This window comes from Mesorhizobium kamtschaticum, from assembly GCF_056174585.1.
Genome location: NZ_CM149691.1, coordinates 1,044,067 through 1,060,073, shown reverse-complemented (window position 1 = coordinate 1,060,073; position 16,007 = coordinate 1,044,067). Strand labels below are relative to the sequence as shown.

20 protein-coding genes are annotated in these 16,007 nt (G+C 63.9%); 11 read left to right on the top strand and 9 right to left on the bottom strand.

Translation table 11 applies throughout. From position 1 onward, the window contains the following. Window position 1: 1 nt before the first annotated feature. The 6 genes from AC0V7N_RS05025 to hrcA form a co-directional block, all read right to left on the bottom strand. Window positions 2-628 (bottom strand): glutathione S-transferase family protein, encoded by a 627-nt coding sequence (locus AC0V7N_RS05025; RefSeq protein WP_475455263.1) that lies wholly within the window; start codon window positions 626-628, stop codon window positions 2-4. 415 nt (window positions 629-1,043) lie between these two features. Continuing rightward, complete coding sequence (cysK, locus tag AC0V7N_RS05020) at window positions 1,044-2,024, bottom strand: cysteine synthase A (RefSeq protein WP_475455261.1); 981 nt, start codon at window positions 2,022-2,024, stop codon at window positions 1,044-1,046. A 198-nt stretch (window positions 2,025-2,222) separates the two neighbouring features. Continuing rightward, entirely contained in the window at window positions 2,223-2,840 is a 618-nt protein-coding gene (locus tag AC0V7N_RS05015) for a LysE family translocator (RefSeq protein ID WP_475455259.1), read from the bottom strand. A 286-nt stretch (window positions 2,841-3,126) separates the two neighbouring features. Further along, on the bottom strand, window positions 3,127-4,494 hold the full coding sequence (locus tag AC0V7N_RS05010; protein WP_475455257.1) for a PQQ-dependent sugar dehydrogenase: 1,368 nt from the start codon (window positions 4,492-4,494) through the stop codon (window positions 3,127-3,129). 90 nt (window positions 4,495-4,584) lie between these two features. Further along, window positions 4,585-4,782 carry a hypothetical protein gene (locus AC0V7N_RS05005; RefSeq protein ID WP_027041026.1) on the bottom strand — a complete coding sequence of 66 codons (198 nt, stop codon included), beginning with the start codon at window positions 4,780-4,782 and terminating at the stop codon, window positions 4,585-4,587. 40 nt (window positions 4,783-4,822) lie between these two features. Beyond that, a complete protein-coding gene (gene hrcA, locus AC0V7N_RS05000; RefSeq protein ID WP_172221674.1) occupies window positions 4,823-5,908 on the bottom strand; it encodes a heat-inducible transcriptional repressor HrcA in 1,086 nt (361 codons plus the stop codon). A 200-nt stretch (window positions 5,909-6,108) separates the two neighbouring features. On the opposite strand from hrcA, the gene rph reads away from it, so the two are divergent. The 6 genes from rph to AC0V7N_RS04970 all read left to right on the top strand — a co-directional run bounded on the left by rph (window position 6,109) and on the right by AC0V7N_RS04970 (window position 9,989). Then, complete coding sequence (rph, locus tag AC0V7N_RS04995) at window positions 6,109-6,825, top strand: ribonuclease PH (protein WP_475455255.1); 717 nt, start codon at window positions 6,109-6,111, stop codon at window positions 6,823-6,825. A 182-nt stretch (window positions 6,826-7,007) separates the two neighbouring features. Continuing rightward, complete coding sequence (locus AC0V7N_RS04990; RefSeq protein WP_475455253.1) at window positions 7,008-7,418, top strand: VOC family protein; 411 nt, start codon at window positions 7,008-7,010, stop codon at window positions 7,416-7,418. Further along, window positions 7,418-8,065, top strand: a complete 648-nt coding sequence (gene rdgB / locus AC0V7N_RS04985) for an RdgB/HAM1 family non-canonical purine NTP pyrophosphatase (RefSeq protein ID WP_475455251.1) — start codon at window positions 7,418-7,420, stop codon at window positions 8,063-8,065. The genes AC0V7N_RS04990 and rdgB overlap by 1 nt, the downstream gene beginning before the upstream one ends. Further along, window positions 8,062-9,225 (top strand): radical SAM family heme chaperone HemW, encoded by a 1,164-nt coding sequence (gene hemW, locus AC0V7N_RS04980; RefSeq protein WP_475455249.1) that lies wholly within the window; start codon window positions 8,062-8,064, stop codon window positions 9,223-9,225. Before rdgB ends, hemW begins: the two co-directional genes overlap by 4 nt. 113 nt (window positions 9,226-9,338) lie before the next feature. Further along, window positions 9,339-9,662, top strand: a complete 324-nt coding sequence (locus tag AC0V7N_RS04975) for a hypothetical protein (RefSeq protein WP_475455247.1) — start codon at window positions 9,339-9,341, stop codon at window positions 9,660-9,662. A 3-nt stretch (window positions 9,663-9,665) separates the two neighbouring features. Further along, entirely contained in the window at window positions 9,666-9,989 is a 324-nt protein-coding gene (locus AC0V7N_RS04970) for a low molecular weight protein tyrosine phosphatase family protein (protein ID WP_475455245.1), read from the top strand. Window positions 9,990-10,071: 82 nt separating this feature from the next. Here the strand turns inward: AC0V7N_RS04970 and AC0V7N_RS04965 are convergent, their stop codons facing one another. Both AC0V7N_RS04965 and AC0V7N_RS04960 read right to left on the bottom strand, forming a co-directional pair. After that, window positions 10,072-10,260, bottom strand: coding sequence for a hypothetical protein (locus AC0V7N_RS04965; protein WP_475455243.1), 189 nt, complete (start codon window positions 10,258-10,260; stop codon window positions 10,072-10,074). Between the two features lie 7 nt (window positions 10,261-10,267). Next, complete coding sequence (locus AC0V7N_RS04960; RefSeq protein ID WP_475455241.1) at window positions 10,268-10,453, bottom strand: hypothetical protein; 186 nt, start codon at window positions 10,451-10,453, stop codon at window positions 10,268-10,270. A gap of 169 nt (window positions 10,454-10,622) precedes the next feature. On the opposite strand from AC0V7N_RS04960, the gene rsmI reads away from it, so the two are divergent. Together rsmI and AC0V7N_RS04950 are read left to right on the top strand one after the other, a co-directional pair. Beyond that, window positions 10,623-11,519: a 16S rRNA (cytidine(1402)-2'-O)-methyltransferase gene (rsmI, locus tag AC0V7N_RS04955; RefSeq protein ID WP_475455239.1), complete on the top strand. Its 897-nt coding sequence runs from the start codon at window positions 10,623-10,625 to the stop codon at window positions 11,517-11,519. 87 nt (window positions 11,520-11,606) lie between these two features. Then, the gene (locus AC0V7N_RS04950) at window positions 11,607-11,984 is read left to right on the top strand and encodes a YraN family protein (protein ID WP_475455237.1); all 378 of its coding nucleotides are present in this window, start codon (window positions 11,607-11,609) and stop codon (window positions 11,982-11,984) included. Between the two features lie 275 nt (window positions 11,985-12,259). Here the strand turns inward: AC0V7N_RS04950 and AC0V7N_RS04945 are convergent, their stop codons facing one another. Further along, window positions 12,260-13,066 carry an undecaprenyl-diphosphate phosphatase gene (locus AC0V7N_RS04945; protein WP_475455235.1) on the bottom strand — a complete coding sequence of 269 codons (807 nt, stop codon included), beginning with the start codon at window positions 13,064-13,066 and terminating at the stop codon, window positions 12,260-12,262. Window positions 13,067-13,225: 159 nt separating this feature from the next. Between AC0V7N_RS04945 and AC0V7N_RS04940 the strand changes: the two genes are divergently transcribed. From AC0V7N_RS04940 to AC0V7N_RS04930, 3 genes are read left to right on the top strand one after another with little or no spacing between them, the layout of a single operon-like run. Beyond that, window positions 13,226-13,918, top strand: a complete 693-nt coding sequence (locus AC0V7N_RS04940; RefSeq protein WP_027055582.1) for a glutathione S-transferase family protein — start codon at window positions 13,226-13,228, stop codon at window positions 13,916-13,918. Then, entirely contained in the window at window positions 13,899-15,053 is a 1,155-nt protein-coding gene (gene queG / locus AC0V7N_RS04935; protein WP_475455233.1) for a tRNA epoxyqueuosine(34) reductase QueG, read from the top strand. The genes AC0V7N_RS04940 and queG overlap by 20 nt, the downstream gene beginning before the upstream one ends. Beyond that, window positions 15,050-15,952 carry an SDR family oxidoreductase gene (locus AC0V7N_RS04930; RefSeq protein ID WP_475455231.1) on the top strand — a complete coding sequence of 301 codons (903 nt, stop codon included), beginning with the start codon at window positions 15,050-15,052 and terminating at the stop codon, window positions 15,950-15,952. Before queG ends, AC0V7N_RS04930 begins: the two co-directional genes overlap by 4 nt. Window positions 15,953-16,007 lie beyond the last annotated feature (55 nt).

Genomic DNA, 16,007 nt, shown 5'->3' with positions numbered 1-16,007 from the left:
TTCAGCTCGGCCACATCTCGTGCGAAATGTTGAGTGTCTTCATCAGCGGATGGCCGCGCAACTTGGCCCACAAGCGCTCAATATCAGGCCATGTTGCCCGCGCGGTTTCGATGTCGGGATGCCACGCAATGAGCATGACGAGATAGATGTCGGCCAGCGACATGGTCTCGCCGACCAGCCAGTCACGGCCTTGCAGCGCGGTATCGAGAACGGTGAAGCCGCGGTCCATCTCGGCGACGGCCGCCTGCTTGACGGCTTTCGTGCCGTCGGCGTCGGCCGTGTAGCGATGGGCGTAGTACAGCCGCAGCACCGCCGGATAGAGCACCGATGACATGAAGGCCATCCAGCGCAGGAAATCGGCGCGGGCCGGCGCGTCGACCGCCGGCGCCAGGCCGGCGTCGGGATGGCGTTCGGCAAGCAGGATGCAGATTGCGGCGGATTCGGTCATCGAGCTTCCATCCGGCAAGGTCAGCACCGGCACCTGATTCAACGGGCTGATGCCGAGGAAGGCCGGATCGGGAAGGTCGGACTTCGGCACGTCGATCTGCTGGAACGGCGCGTTGGCCAAGGCGAGCGCTGCCTCGACGACGAAGCCGCCGCTGCCCGGACGCGTATAGAGCTTGTACATGAAATCCTCCCCGGCCCGCGCAAAGCAGGCCGGTGGCGATATGAACCGGAAGCAGGGTGCTGCTCAAGCCGGGTCGCGGTGGCCACGGACGCCTTTTGAACGGTCCAGCGAGGAGAAGACACTACCGACTTCGTCATTCTAGGGCGGAGCAAGGAGCGAAGCGACGCGCGCAGACCCTAGAATCCATGCCGTGACGCCTCCGTGTCACAACGTTGGAGATATTGTCTCGAAGAACAGCAGCTCCGTTAATTTCGACAAGATGCAGCGACGGAAGACAAGCATTCTGGACCGTGGCATTCCTCGGCCACGGTCACGGCATGGATCCCAGGGTCTACGCGACGGAGCTTCGCTCCTGCTTCGCCCTGGGATGACGACCGTGAGGGGCCGCTGAGGCCAATCTTCGAGGTATGAACGCCTACGCCCCCAGCCCCTCGAACAAAATCGTCGACAGATAGCGTTCGGCGAAATCCGGGATGACCACGACCAGGGTCTTGCCCTTGTTCTCCGGCCGCGAGCCGACGACGATTGCCGCCTGCAGGGCAGCACCCGACGAAATGCCGACCGGCACGCCTTCGAGGCGGGCGACGAGGCGGGCATTGGCAACCGAATCCTCGTTCGAAACCTTGACGATCTCGTCATAGATCGTGGTGTCGAGGATCTTTGGCGCGAAGCCGGCGCCGATGCCCTGGATCTTGTGCGGGCCGGGCTGGCCGCCCGACAGCACCGGCGAGGCTTCCGGCTCGACGGCGACGACATGCACAGATGGCTTGAGTTTCTTCAGCACCTGGCCGACGCCGGTGATGGTGCCGCCGGTGCCGATGCCGGCGATGAAGATGTCGACCTCGCCCTGCGTGTCGTTCCAGATCTCCTGGGCTGTCGTCTTGCGGTGGATTTCCGGATTGGCGGGGTTTTCGAACTGCTGCGGGATGACGGCGTTGGGGATCGTCGCTGCCAGCTCGTCGGCCTTGGCGATGGCGCCTTTCATGCCTTTCGGGCCTTCGGTCAGCACCAGTTCGGCGCCGAGCAGCGCCAGCATTTTTCTGCGCTCGACCGACATCGTCTCGGGCATGGTCAGGATCAGCTTGTAGCCCTTGGCGGCGGCGGCGAAGGCAAGCGCGATGCCGGTGTTGCCCGAGGTAGGTTCGATCAGCGTGGTCTTGCCGGGTGAAATCTTGCCGGACGCCTCCAGCGCCTCGATCATCGCCACGCCGATGCGGTCCTTGACCGAGGCGATCGGGTTGAAGAATTCGAGCTTGGCGACGAGATTGGCGACGATGCCCTTCTCCTTGGCGAACTTGTCGAGCCGTACCAGGGGCGTGTCGCCGATCGTGTCGGTGATGGAACTGTAGATGCGGCCGCGGCCGGGGACGCGGGCGGAGGTGACGGGCTTGTTCATTGGTTTCGCTCCCAGAATTTCAGGCAAGTGGAGAATTTCAGGCAAGTGGCATTGCAACCGGCAAGATAAGGCTTTCAGCCGCGCAACATAAGCTGTCGGCCGGAAATATCCGAGTGGGGCCTGTGTCTAAAACGCCCTTGTCCCGGAAAAGCATTTCGCGGGGAAGCCTGGCCCCGGAATGTTTTGGCTGAAAGGGTGCTACTGGCGGGCCGCGATCGCTGCCGCGGCGCCGACCATGAAGCCGGCGGCGGTGCGGTTCAGCACCTTCAGGGCGCGTGGCGATTTCAGGAACCAGCGCGCCTTGGCGGCGAGCGCCAGGTAGGGCACCAGCACGACGAACAGGACGACGACCGTCAGCGCGACGAGAATGCCGTAGTCCGCAAGCGTGATCGTCTTCAGGTCGACGATGGTCGGCGTGATGGCGAGATAGAAGATCATCGTCTTCGGATTGCCGAGCGTGACGGTGAGGCCGGCGACAAAGCTCGAAACCAGTCCGCCCTTGCCCTTCCGGGCCTCGACGGTTTCGGGTGTGATGCCGGCGGTCCAGAAGCGCCAGCCGAGGAAAGCGAGATAGGCGACACCCAGCCACTTGATGGCGAGGAACACCATGCCGAAGGTCTGCGCGACGAAGGCGAGGCCAAGCACCACGGCGGTCAGATAGGTGAGGTCGCCGAGCATCAGGCCGAACGACATGGCCAGCGACGAGCGAAAGCCGGAGCCGAGCGCACGCGCGACAAGCGCGGTGACGCCGGGGCCGGGAATGGCGGCGGCGATGCCGAGGGCGGCACTGTAGGCGAGGAAGCCGGTGAGGGTCATGGATGCGGTCTCAGATCAGAGCGTCTTATCGCATGGAGCGGGCCACGATTGAATTCCCTGCGGGGCGGAATCCATTGCACCAGCTATCGGGACACTTGGAGAAGGCCCCTCATCCGTCTCGGCGCTGCGCGCCGATCCACCTTCTCCCCGAGGGGAGAAGAGGAAGGCGCCGGCGCTGAACGGCTCCTCTCCCCGCCGGGGAGAGGTCGGATTGCCTCGAATTGCCCTTCGCAATTCGGTTTCGGCAATCCGGGTGAGGGGGCCTGCGCTGCCCAAGCAAGCCTCCTCAGGACCGCCCGCCGCCATAGGTCACGCGCCAGATGGTGCCGTTGCCGTCCTCGGTCATGATCAGCGCGCCGTCGGCCGCCACCGCCACGCCCACCGGTCGGCCCCACACCTCGCCATTGGAAACGACGAAGCCGGTCATGAAATCCTCGTATTCGCCGGTCGGCTTGCCATCCCTGAACAGCAGGCGGATGACCTTGTAGCCGGTCCTGTTGCCGCGATTCCACGAACCGTGCAGGGCGACGAAGGCGTCGCCCCGGTATTCCCTGGGAAACCCGCTGTCGGCCGGAAAATCCTTGCGGTCGTAGAAGGCGATGTTGAGCGGCGCCGAATGCGCCTGCATCAGCACGTCGGGAATGCTTGCCTTGCCGGCGAGATCGGGGCGCGCGCCCTTGTGGCGCGGATCCTCATGGTTGCCGATATAGTACCAGGGCCAGCCATAGAAGGCGCCGTCCTTGACGGAGGTAGCGTATTCGGCGGGCACATTGTCGCCCAGCGCGTCACGCTCGTTGACGACGCACCACAGCGCGCCGGTCGCCGGCTGGACGGTCATGCCCGAACAGTTGCGCAGGCCGGTGGCGACGATGCGGCCGTTCTTGCCGTCCGGGTCGAAGGCCTGCACGTCGGCGCGGCCTTCTTCGGAGCCCCAGGTGGCGCCCAGCGGCTTCGCCTTGACCCACGCTTCCAAGCCGCCATCCGGCGCCTTGCCCATGTCTTCTGCGGCATTCGAACCCGAGCCGACCGACAGATAGAGCGTCTTGCCGTCAGGCGAAAAGACGATGTCGCGCGTCCAGTGATGGTTCGAGGGGATGTTGTCGACAATGGTTTCCGGTTCGCCCGATGCCTTCAACTCGCCCTTGCGGTAGGCGAAGCGAACGATGCTGTCGCTGTTGGCGACATAGACCCATTTCGGGTCATCGCCCGGTGGGTAGAAGGCGATTCCATAGGGTTGGTTGAGATTGCCGGCAAAGATGCCGTCTTCGGCGGGTTTGGCGCTGTCCTTGGCCAGGCGGTAGACGCGGACCTGGTTGGCTTCGCTGTCGGCGACGAAGAGGTCGCCGTTGGGTGCCACGCGCACGACGCGCGGATTGTCGATGCCTGAGGCGATCAGCTCGGCCGAGAAGCCCGGCGGCAATTGCGGTTTTGCGCCTGCCGGCATGTCGGCAAGGCCGGCGCTGTTCGAGGCCGATTTGGTGACATAGGGCTTCGGCAGGTCTTCCGGCCTGATCAGGCGCCGAACGCCCGGTCTGTCGGCGCGCCAGTCGCCGAAGGCGGCGGCCCCTTTCAGCACCGGCTGGTCCGACTGCTGGGCGAATGCCGCGCTTGCGAGAAAGAGGGCGGGGATCACCAATCCGGCCAATCGGCTCATTTTATCCTCCATCTGGTCGCGAAGGAAATTAACGGCCGGCTTGTCCCTGGGTTCCGCCTCACGCGACGAGTTGAGGGAAGGCTTCCCTGTTTATGTACCGGCAGCTAAAAAATCGTCGTCGAGGCGTTTTTCCAGCGCGACGAGATCGGCCGGCAGCGGCAGGCCCATGGCGCGCATTTCCTGCAGCTTTTCGCGCAGCTGTTCCTGGATCTCGTGCTGGTCTTCCGGCTGGTTGACCATCTCCTCCAGCAGCAGGCTGATCCGGGCCTTGAATTCTTCGAGCGCCATTCTTTTTCTCCTTGCTGCCCGTCTCTTGCTGTCCGGGGCGCTACCTTAACATGCGCGATATCAACTGCGCCGTATAATCGACCATCGGCACGATACGGGCATAGTTGAGCCGGGTCGGACCGATGACGCCGAGCGCGCCGACGACGCGGGCATCCTTGTCGCGATAGGGCGCGACCACCAGCGACGAACCCGACAGCGAAAACAGCTTGTTTTCCGAACCAATGAAGATGCGCACGCCCGATCCCTGCTCGGCGAGATCAAGCAGCTGGATCAGCCCGTCCTGCGTCTCCATGTCCTCGAACAAATGCCGCAACAATTCGATATCGGCCTGGGCGGTGACGTTTTCGAGCAGATTGGCGCGGCCGCGCACGATGAGCCGTGCCGGCAGGCCGCTGTCGGCGCCCGCCCACACCGCCAGGCCCTTCTCGACCAGATCCTGCGACAGCGTGTCGAGAGCGGCTCTCGTCTCTTCCTTGATGCGCGCGATCTCGACCCGCGCCTCGGCCAGCGTGCGGCCGCGAATATGCGCATTGAGGAAATTCGAGGCTTCGTGCAGTTGCGAGACGGTGATGCCGGCGGGCAACTCGACGACGCGGTTCTCGACATCGCCATTCTGCGACACCAGCACGGCAAGCGCCTTGGTCGGCTCCAGCTGGATGAATTCGATATGCTTCAGCGCCACCTCGTTCTTGGCGGCGAGCACCAGGCCGGCGCCGCGCGACATGCCCGACAGCATCTGGCTGGCCTCGGTCAGCATGTGCTCCAGCGTGGCGCCCGAGCCGGAGGCCCGCACCTGCGCCTCGATGGTGCGGCGCTCCTCGTCGGAGAGGTCGCCTAGCTCCATGAAGGCATCGACGAAGAAACGCAGGCCGGCCTGGGTCGGCAGCCGACCGGCGGAGATGTGCGGCGCGTAGATCAGCCCGAGATGCTCGAGGTCGCTCATCACGTTGCGGATGGTGGCCGGCGACAGCGAGGAAGGCAGGATGCGCGAAAGGCTGCGTGAACCGACGGGCTCGCCATCCCTGAGATAGGAATCGACGATGCGCCGGAAGATGTCACGCGAGCGCATATCCAGCGATTGCAGAGCGGGTGACAGCAAACTGGGTTCGGCGACTGCTTTGGTCATGTGGCCAAAAACCTCCGGCCCGAGGATATAGACTTACACTGGGCTCGCGCAACCCGGTGTCTGTCTCAGATCACCCCGGCGTCTGTGTCAGATCACCCGGTGTCGCGTTTGCGGCCGCCAGGCCATTTTCCTTTGCGCCGTAGGCCCCATGCGGCTACAAGCCGGCCAAGATTCCAAAAAGTGACAAGAAAGTAGCCTGAATGCGCCCCTCCAAACGCCAATTCGACGAAATGCGCGCCATCTCCTTCGAGCGCGGCGTCTCCAAGCACGCCGAAGGCTCGTGCCTGGTGAAGTTCGGCGATACCCACGTCCTGTGCACCGCCAGCCTCGAGGAGAAGGTGCCCGGCTGGATGCGTAATTCCGGCAAGGGCTGGGTCACCGCGGAATATGGCATGCTGCCGCGCTCGACCGGCGAGCGCATGCGCCGCGAGGCCTCCGCCGGCAAGCAGGGCGGCCGCACGCTGGAAATCCAGCGCCTCATCGGCCGTTCGCTGCGTGCCGTGGTCGATTTGCAGGCGCTGGGCGAGCAGCAGATCACCGTCGACTGCGACGTCATCCAGGCCGATGGCGGCACCCGCACCGCCTCGATCACCGGCGGCTGGGTGGCGCTCTATGACTGCCTGCGCTGGATGGAAGCGCGGCAGATGGCCAGTGTTTCGAAGGTGCTGAAGGACCATGTCGCGGCGATTTCCTGCGGCATCCATGACGGCCAGCCGGTCATCGACCTCGATTATCTCGAGGATTCCTCGGCCGGCACCGACGCCAATTTCGTCATGACCGGTAAGGGCGGCATCGTCGAGATCCAGGGCACCGCCGAGGGCGAGCCGTTTTCCGAGGATCAGTTCGGGGAATTAATGGGCCTGGCCAAGAAAGGCATCCAACGCCTGGTGAGTTTGCAGCAGATGGCGGTGGCTTAGGTTTTAATGTCGAGCCAAGGCACCCCCCTCTGGCCTGCCGGCCATCTCCCCCTCAAGGGGGGAGATCGGATGCTGTCTTGGCCTTCGCCCACTGCCAACGTCGCAAGAGGGATGCCGGCGCAGCCACAGCCAATCTCCCCCCTTGAGGGGGAGATGCCCGGCAGGGCAGAGGGGGGCGCCTCGTGATACCCTCTGCAATCCTGGAATCCGCTCTCTACGTCACAGACCTGCAGGCGGCGGAAAGCTTCTACACCGACATCCTCGGCCTCACCCTCCTCGGCAAGGTCGACGGCCGCCATCTCTTCTTTCGCTGTGGCCCCGGCGTGCTGCTCATCTTCAACGCCGAAGCGACCAAAGTGTCGCCGGCGCCGGACGCCCGGTTGCCGGTGCCGCCGCATGGTGCGGTTGGCGAAGGTCATCTCTGCTTTGCGGCCAGCGCCGACGAAATCGCCGGCTGGAAAGCGCATCTGGCGGCAAAAAGAATTGCCATCGAAAGCGAATTCGAATGGCCGCAAGGTGGCCGTTCGATCTATATACGCGACCCCTCGGGCAATTCGATCGAGTTCGCCGAGCCGAGAATCTGGGGCCTTTGATGCATACTCTTGATGGCAAGAAGATCGTCGTCGCCAGCCACAATGCCGGCAAGCTGCGCGAATTCGCCGATTTGATGGGGCCGTTCGGCTTCGAGGCGAAGTCGGCCAAGGATTATGGCCTGCCGGAGCCCGACGAGACCGGCACGACTTTCGAGGAAAACGCCTACATCAAGGCGCTGGCCGCCGCACAGGCGACCGGCCTGCCGGCGCTTTCGGACGATTCCGGCCTCTGCGTCGACGCGCTCGACGGCGCGCCCGGCGTCTATACCGCCAACTGGGCCGAAACCCCTGACGGATCGCGCGATTTCGCCATGGCCATGCAACGCACCGAAGTGGCGCTGCAGGAAGTTGGCGCCGCCGCGGCCGAACAGCGCAAGGGCCGCTTCGTCGCCGTCATCTGCCTCGCCTTCCCCGATGGCGAGGCCGAATATTATCGCGGTGAGGCTGAAGGCACGCTGGTCTGGCCGCCGCGCGGCGAGCTTGGTTTCGGCTACGATCCGGTGTTTTTGCCCAACGGCTTCGAAAAAACCTTCGGCGAGATGAGCGCCGAGGAAAAGCACGGCTGGAAACCCGGCCAGGCCACGGCGCTCTCACATCGCGCCCGTGCTTTCCAGAAATTCGCCAAAGCGAGATTGGGCTCGGCATGAGCATGCTGCTCGACCGGACGCCCGGCTTCGGCGTCTACATCCATTGGCCGTTCTGCGCGGCCAAATGCCCCTATTGCGACTTCAACAGCCATGTTCGCCACCAGCCGGTCGACCAGGAGCGCTTTGCCGCCGCCTTCGAGGCGGAACTGGCGACCATGCGCCAGCGCACCGGGCCGCGCGAGGTGACCAGCATCTTCCTCGGCGGCGGCACGCCCTCGCTGATGAAGCCGGAAACCGTGGCCAGGGTTCTGGACGCGGTGGCGAAGAACTGGACGGTGCCTGACGGTATCGAGGTGACGCTGGAGGCCAATCCGTCCTCGGTCGAGGCCGAACGGTTTCGCGGCTACCGGGCGGCGGGCGTCAATCGCGTCTCGCTCGGCGTGCAGGCGCTGAACGACAAGGATTTGCGCTTCCTCGGCCGCCTGCACAATGTCGACGAAGCGCTGCATGCCATCGGGCTGGCGCGGGAAATCTTTCCGCGCCTGTCCTTCGATCTGATCTATGCCCGGCCCGGCCAGACGCCGGAGGCTTGGGCAGGGGAGCTTGAACAGGCGATCGGTCACGCCGCCGACCATCTGTCGCTCTACCAGCTGACCATTGAGGAAGGCACGCCGTTCCACGCGCTGCATGCGGCGAAGAAATTCATCATCCCCGACAACGACCACGCTGCCGACCTCTATGCGCTGACGCAGGATATCACCACGGCGCACGGCCTGCCGGCCTACGAGATTTCCAACCACGCCAGGCCTGGCGCCGAAAGCCGGCACAATCTGACCTATTGGCGCTATGGGGAATATGTCGGCGTCGGCCCCGGCGCGCATGGCCGCTTCGTCGAGCATGGTCGCCGCACGGTGACGATCGCCGAAAGAATGCCGGAAACCTGGGCCAATCTCGTCGAGGCCAAGGGCCATGGCGTCACTGGCGGCGAGATCCTGACGCGTTCGGAGGAGGCCGACGAATTCCTGCTGATGGGGTTGCGTCTGGCCGAAGGCATCGACCTCTCGCGCTACGAGGCGTTTTCCGGCCGCGGCCTGTCGAGCGCACGGCTGTCGGTGCTGCAGGGCGAGGGGCTGGTGGCGCCGATCGGCAATGCACGGCTGCGCGCCACGCCGGCCGGCATGATCGTGCTCGACGCCGTGGTCGCTGATCTGGCGCGGTAAACCGAGACGGCAATGGACTACGGTGGACGATTTATCGGATCGAGCAAGGATGCTAGAAATTCGGCTTGTTGAGCCGAAGGCGCGCCCGCGCCGCATCCGAGATGGGTCCTGTGATGAAGTTCCTGATCCACGAGACCTTGCGGACATTGAACACGGATGATGTGTTCGAGTTTGGATTGACCGAGATCTTGAGATCTCCAGAACATGACGACCTCTATGAGGCTCAGGCGATTTTCATCAGGAATGAAAAGGTCACATCAAAATTAAAATTGACCCACTTAAGCGAATTCAGAGTTACCCTCAGCTTCATAACATATATCGGAAGTAAACTTCGAGGGATTACCAAGGATGAGCTGATAGAGTTTGATCTGGACGGACTTACATTTGATCAGTACATCCCTATGAGCAAGAATATGCGTGAGATCTGGGATGAGTGATCGGTGAAGAACGTCCTCTTTGTCTGCAGCCAGAACCGTTTGCGCAGCCCGACCGCCGAGCAGGTGTTTTCCACGCGCCGGGATATCGAGGTTGCGTCGGCGGGAACCAATCATGACGCCGACACGCCGCTGACGCATGAGTTGGTGGAGTGGGCCGACATCATCTTCGTCATGGAAAAGGCGCACCGCACCAAACTGCAGAAGAAATTCAAGACGAGCTTGAAAAAGGCCCGAATCATCTGTCTCGATATACCGGACGATTACGAATTCATGGACCTGGAGTTGATTGAGCTTCTGAAGGCGCGTGTTTCACGGTATCTGGGCTGAACCAGACCTTCGTCATCCTCGGTCTACGCCGCGTCGCTCCGCCCAGGATGACGTAGCGAGAGCAATCGCGGAGGTCGCAGGGTCAAGCGTCGTGCTTGAAACGGCGCTTGCCGCGATCCTTCTCGGCATGCGCCTCTCCGTTCCGGGCCGGCTTGGCGTCGGCCTTTTCGCGGCGAACGCTGTGCTGGTCGTTCATTGGATGTGGGGGCACGCCTTCTCTGGCGTTTTTTGTTTCAAGACGGGTGATGAATATGTCGAAGCGATTGGGCATCGTCCGGTCAGTGCTCCGTCGTGTTGTCTGGTTTGTTGTCGGAAAGCCTGACATTGGTGGGCAGGGCCCTGACGGCCCGCCTAGTCAGGCTGGTGTCGGTCTCGGCAGGCGGGCGCTTATCCCTGGACAGGGAGGCGCTGTTGCGGCCGGCATAGTAGGGCGCGAAAGCGTCCTGTATCTTCAGGCTGTCCATCCTGTCCTCCCAGCGGAATCAGGGGCTAAATCTGCCAATGCCGGTTTGGTTCCTTACTGTGGCGAAGGCATGGCGGTTACCTTACATCGGCGTGAGCTTTTGCAAGGCCGCGCCAGCCATGCCAAACAAGATTTGGCAGGCCAAACAGGGCTGAACGGAGACTTGATCAGTGACCGATGAGACGAGCAGGCGCAGCTATGTGGTCGGGCAGACCGAGATCGCGGCCCGCCCGCTCGAGCCGGCGCTCTATCTGGTGGCCACGCCGATCGGCAATCTCGCCGACATCACGCTGCGCGCGCTGGAGACGCTGGCCGCCGCCGACATCGTCGCCTGCGAGGACACAAGGGTGTCGCGCGTGCTGCTCGACCGTTACGGCATCCGCCGCCGCACCACGGCCTATCACGAGCACAATGCCGGCGAGGCCGGGCCGAAGCTGATATCGGCCCTTCAGGCCGGCCAGAGCGTGGCGCTGATTTCCGATGCCGGCACGCCACTCGTGTCCGATCCCGGCTATCGCTTGGTCGGCGAGGCGATCGACCACGGCATTCGCGTCGTGCCGATCCCCGGCCCATCGGCACCGCTTGCCGCGCTGACGGCATCCGGTCTGCCGTCGGACGCCTTCCTGTTCGCCGGATTTTTGCCAGTCAAATCAGGCCAGCGGCTGACGCGGCTGGAAGCCCTGAAAGCCGTGCCGGCGACGCTGATCTTCTTCGAATCGCCGCGCCGGCTGGCAGAATCCCTCGGCGCCATGGTCGAAGCCCTCGGCGGCGAACGCAAAGCCGCCATCGGGCGCGAATTGACCAAGACCTTCGAGGAAATGCGCACCGGCACGCTGCAAGCGCTCGCCGACCACTATGCAGCGGCCGACACGCCGAAGGGCGAGATTGTCGTCTGCGTCGGGCCGACCGAGGCCAAGCCGGACGAGCCGGCCGATATTGACCGCCTGCTGTTGTCGCTGGCCGCCGAAATGCCGGCCTCCAAGGCGGCGGCGGAGGCCGCCAAGATGACCGGTGGCCAGAAACAGGCGCTCTACCGGCGCCTGCTCGAGCTTAGGGACAGACCATGATCCCGAAAAATGGAAACCGGTTTTCCCCGACAAACGGTTCCGTTTGTCCAGAGATCATGGTCCAACAAAGTTCAGGAGAAGGCGACGGTGGCTGAGCGGCCGAGCGCCAGCCGCCAAAAGGCCTATCGGCGCGGCCATCGCGGCGAATGGCTGGCGGCAGCGGCTTTGATGCTGAAGGGCTACCGCATCCTCGCGCGCCGCCACCGCACCCGCTTCGGCGAGATCGACCTGATCGCGCGGCGCGGCGATCTCGTGCTGTTCGTCGAGGTCAAGGCGCGCCGCACGCTGATGGAAGCCATGGAGGCAATCGGTCACGAATCGGAGCGCCGCATCGAGGCCGCCGCCGACATCTGGCTGTCGCGGCAAGCGGACTATGGAAAGCTGTCGATGCGGTTTGACATGGTCGCGGTGCTGCCCTGGCGCTGGCCGGTGCATGTCGAGAACGCGTTTTATGGACGGAATTGAGAGGGAGAACCGTTCCTCGCTTCGTCATCCACGGGCGGAGCAGGAGCGCAGCTCCGTCGCGGAGACCCGAGGATCCATGCCGCGACCTCTAAGCGGCTTCTGCGGTGCAGGAAATGGAGGACGTTTCACCGGATTTGACGAGCTTGGCGATGGCTATTCTCGACCGCCGAGCCCTTCGATCCACGTCACGGCATGGATCCTCGGGTCTGCGCTGCGTCGCTACGCTCCTAGCTCCGCCCGTGGATGACGAAGTCGAGGAGGTCGCGGAACACTCCTCACCCCCAGATCATCAACGCCACCAGTCCGACAATCCCCACCACCAGCCGCCACCAGCCGAACAGCGAGTAGCCGTTGCGCGAGACGTAATCGAGCAGGTAGCGGACGACCACCAAGGCCGTGATGAAAGCTGCGACGAAGCCGATGGCGATGATGGGCAAATCGGCCGTGGTCAGCACGTTGCGGTTCTTGAACAGGTCGAAGGCAAAGGCGCCGACCATGGTCGGTATGGCGAGGAAGAAGGAAAATTCCGCCGCCGCCCGCTTGTCGACGCCCAGCAACAGCGCGCCGACGATGGTCGAGCCGGAGCGCGAGGTGCCGGGGATCAGCGACAGGCACTGAAACAGCCCGATCTGCAGGTAAAGCCGGGTCGGAAAGCGCTCGACGTCGCGGTAGACCGGCTTCAGGTTCATACGGTCGACCGCCAGCAGGATGACGCCGCCGATGATCAGCATGATGCAGATCAGCCTTGGCGATTCGAACAGCACCGTCTTGATGAAATCATGCGCCAGCGCGCCGATGATCGCCGCCGGCAGGAAGGCGATGAGGATGCCGATGACGAAATGCCGCGTCAGCCGGTCATGCGGCAGGTCGAGCAGCATCTGCCACAGGCGGCGGAAATAGACGCTGAGGATCGCCAGGATGGCGCCAAGCTGGATCAGGATCTCGAAGGCCTTGCCGGTCGAGTGGAAGCCGAGGAAATGGCCGGCGAGCAGGATATGGCCGGTCGAGGACACCGGTATGAACTCGGTCAGCCCCTCCAGCAGGCCGAGCAGCAGGGCTTCGACGATGGTCTGGCTTTCCATGGCTACCTCGGCTTTGCGCGACGGCTAACAGAACGGCTTGCTTGTCATGGCGTTGAAGTCCCCCTATAGGTCGCAACACCCTGACGGCCCGCTAACCGGGCGGCCAAGACTTACCGGTGCGCCCGGCGATTCGCCAGTGCGCTTTATCATCGCGGAACCATGCTGACGCTTTTCCACCACCCCATGTTCGCCACCTGCCGCTTCGTCCGCCTTGCCTTTGGCGAGTATGGCGAGGAGCTGGCGCTGATCGAGGAAAAGCCGTGGACGCGGCGCAAGGAGTTTTTGGCGCTGAACCCGGCCGGCACGTTGCCGATCCTGCTCGCCGAAGGCGATGTGCCGATCGTCGGCGCAACCGTCATCGCTGAATATCTCGACGAGACGCGCGGGGTGCTCAAGCGCGACAAGCGGCTGTTCGCCGAAGACCCGATGCAGCGCGCCGAAATCCGCCGGCTGACCGACTGGTACCTCAACAAGGCCGAAAGCGAAGTGACAAGGCATCTGGTGCGCGAACGCGTGCTGAAGCCGGTCATGCCGGAGACGGCGGGTGGCGGCTCGCCCGATTCGGGCGCCATCCGTGCCGCGCGCGCCAACATCCGCCAGCATATGAAATACACCAATTGGCTGGCCGGCACCCGCCACTGGCTGGCCGGCGGCAGGGTCACCTATGCCGACCTCGCGGCCGCAGCGACGCTGTCGGTGCTCGATTATCTCGGCGAGATCGACTGGCGCGAACATGCCGCGGCGCGCGAATGGTACACGCGGGTGAAGTCGCGGCCCTCGTTTAGGCCGCTCTTGACCGACCGCGTGCGCGGCCTGTCGCCGGTGTCGCATTATGCGGACCTCGACTTCTGACGCCGCAAAACTGCGCGCGCTGATCGACGCGGAGGCGCATCGCGCCGGCTTCGATGCCATCGCCGTGACCACCCCCGATGCGATCCCGCTGGCGCCGGCGCGCCTTGCCGAATTCGTCGCCGACGGCTTTCACGGCTCGATGGACTGGATCGCGGAGACGATTGCGCGCCGGGGTAAACCGACAGCGCTGTGGCCGCTGGTGCGCTCGATCGTCGTACTGGCGATGAATTACGGCCCCGACCATGATCCGCGCGATCTGTTGGCCAAGCGCGACCGCGGCGCGATCTCGGTCTATGCGCAAAACCGCGACTATCACGAGGTGATGAAGGGGCGGCTGAAGGAAATCGCCGGCAAGATCGTGGCGCGCGCCGGCGGCGACGTGAAGGTGTTCGTCGACACCGCACCCGTGATGGAAAAGCCGTTGGCCGAAGCCGCCGGGCTCGGCTGGCAGGGCAAACACACCAACCTGGTCAGCCGCGAGCACGGCTCCTGGTTATTTCTCGGCACCATCTTCACCACGGCCGAACTCGTGCCCGACCGCACCGAGATCGACCATTGCGGCTCCTGCCGCGCTTGCCTCGACGCCTGCCCGACCGATGCCTTCCCGGCGCCCTACCGGCTCGACGCGCGGCGCTGCATTTCGTATCTGACCATCGAGAACAAGGGACCGATCCCACATGAGTTCCGGGAAAAGATCGGCAACCGCATCTATGGCTGCGACGATTGTCTGGCCGCCTGCCCTTGGAACAAGTTCGCGAAGACGGCTTCGGAGGCAAAGCTCGCAGCACGCGTCGATCTGCGCGAGCCGGCGCTCGCCGATCTGTTGCAACTGGACGACGCAGCCTTCCGCACCTTCTTCTCCGGTTCGCCGATAAAACGCATCGGTCGCGATCGCTTCGTCCGCAACGTGCTGATCGCTGCCGGCAATTCCGGCGAGGCCTCGTTGACCGATACCGTGCGCACCTTGCTCGGCGACGCCTCGCCGCTGGTGCGCGGCGCGGCAATATGGGCGCTGGCGCGGCTGGTGTCCGATGCGGAATATGCCGAAAGGGCCGCGACCGGCCTGATGACCGAGAATGATGCGGCGGTGCGTGACGAATGGCACCTGGCGCGGCCAACCAGGGCACATGCATGAGCGAAAAGCAGATATTCATCTTCGGCGCCGGCTATTCCGGCAAGGCTTTTGCCAGCGCCAAGGCGGGTTCCGCCACCATCCTGGGCACGACGCGCTCGCCCGACAAATTCGAGGCGCTGCGTCAGGCTGGTATCGCCCCGCTGCTGTTCGACGGCGTTCTGACTGGTGAAATCGCCGAAGCACTGAACAAAACGACGCATCTGGTGATTTCAATCGCCCCGGAAGAGGCGGGCGATCCCGTGTTGAATGCCGCCCGCGCCGCGATCGCCCAAATGCCGGCGCTGGAATGGATCGGCTATCTCTCGACCGTCGGCGTCTATGGCGATTATGGCGGCGCCTGGGTCAACGAAAAGACCACGTGCCGGCCGGTGTCGAAACGTTCCGTCATGCGGGTCGAGGCCGAGCAGGCGTGGCTGAAGCTCGGCGAGGAGATCGGCCGGCCGGTGGCGATCCTGCGCCTGTCGGGCATTTACGGGCCGGGCCGCAATGCGCTGGTCAATCTGGAAAACGGCACCGCAAGGCGGCTGGTCAAGCCCGGCCAGGTGTTCAACCGCATCCATTGCGACGATATTGCCGGCGCTTTGTGGCAGCTCATCGAGGGTAACAAAGGCGGCATCTTCAACGTCACCGACGATGAGCCGGCGCCGCCGCAGGACGTCGTTACCTATGCCGCGTCGCTGATGGGCGTCGAGGCGCCGCCGGAGATTCCTTTCGACACCGCCCAACTTTCGCCCATGGCGCGGTCCTTCTATGGCGAGAACAAGCGTGTCGCCAATGCGGCGATCAAGGCGGTAGGCTATTCCCTGCGCTTTCCGGACTACCGCGCCGCCTTCGACCACATGTGGGCAAGTGGCGACTGGCGCGACGGTGAGGCCCGCAGCCCGATGAAGGGCGGATGATCGAAGCCTAGCGGCTGGCGTGCTATGATTCGGTTTCGGGATTGCGGTGGGGATC

Excerpts from the sequence above, each read along its gene's own strand:
- AC0V7N_RS05025 (WP_475455263.1), bottom strand. The coding sequence starts at position 628 with ATGTACAAGCTCTATACGCGTCCGGGCAGCGGCGGCTTCGTCGTCGAG.
- cysK (WP_475455261.1), bottom strand. The coding sequence starts at position 2,024 with ATGAACAAGCCCGTCACCTCCGCCCGCGTCCCCGGCCGCGGCCGCATC.
- AC0V7N_RS05015 (WP_475455259.1), bottom strand. The coding sequence starts at position 2,840 with ATGACCCTCACCGGCTTCCTCGCCTACAGTGCCGCCCTCGGCATCGCC.
- AC0V7N_RS05010 (WP_475455257.1), bottom strand. The coding sequence starts at position 4,494 with ATGAGCCGATTGGCCGGATTGGTGATCCCCGCCCTCTTTCTCGCAAGC.
- AC0V7N_RS05005 (WP_027041026.1), bottom strand. The coding sequence starts at position 4,782 with ATGGCGCTCGAAGAATTCAAGGCCCGGATCAGCCTGCTGCTGGAGGAG.
- hrcA (WP_172221674.1), bottom strand. The coding sequence starts at position 5,908 with ATGACCAAAGCAGTCGCCGAACCCAGTTTGCTGTCACCCGCTCTGCAA.
- rph (WP_475455255.1), top strand. The coding sequence starts at position 6,109 with ATGCGCCCCTCCAAACGCCAATTCGACGAAATGCGCGCCATCTCCTTC.
- rdgB (WP_475455251.1), top strand. The coding sequence starts at position 7,418 with ATGCATACTCTTGATGGCAAGAAGATCGTCGTCGCCAGCCACAATGCC.
- hemW (WP_475455249.1), top strand. The coding sequence starts at position 8,062 with ATGAGCATGCTGCTCGACCGGACGCCCGGCTTCGGCGTCTACATCCAT.
- AC0V7N_RS04975 (WP_475455247.1), top strand. The coding sequence starts at position 9,339 with ATGAAGTTCCTGATCCACGAGACCTTGCGGACATTGAACACGGATGAT.
- AC0V7N_RS04965 (WP_475455243.1), bottom strand. The coding sequence starts at position 10,260 with ATGCCCAATCGCTTCGACATATTCATCACCCGTCTTGAAACAAAAAAC.
- AC0V7N_RS04960 (WP_475455241.1), bottom strand. The coding sequence starts at position 10,453 with ATGGACAGCCTGAAGATACAGGACGCTTTCGCGCCCTACTATGCCGGC.
- AC0V7N_RS04945 (WP_475455235.1), bottom strand. The coding sequence starts at position 13,066 with ATGGAAAGCCAGACCATCGTCGAAGCCCTGCTGCTCGGCCTGCTGGAG.
- AC0V7N_RS04940 (WP_027055582.1), top strand. The coding sequence starts at position 13,226 with ATGCTGACGCTTTTCCACCACCCCATGTTCGCCACCTGCCGCTTCGTC.
- queG (WP_475455233.1), top strand. The coding sequence starts at position 13,899 with ATGCGGACCTCGACTTCTGACGCCGCAAAACTGCGCGCGCTGATCGAC.
- AC0V7N_RS04930 (WP_475455231.1), top strand. The coding sequence starts at position 15,050 with ATGAGCGAAAAGCAGATATTCATCTTCGGCGCCGGCTATTCCGGCAAG.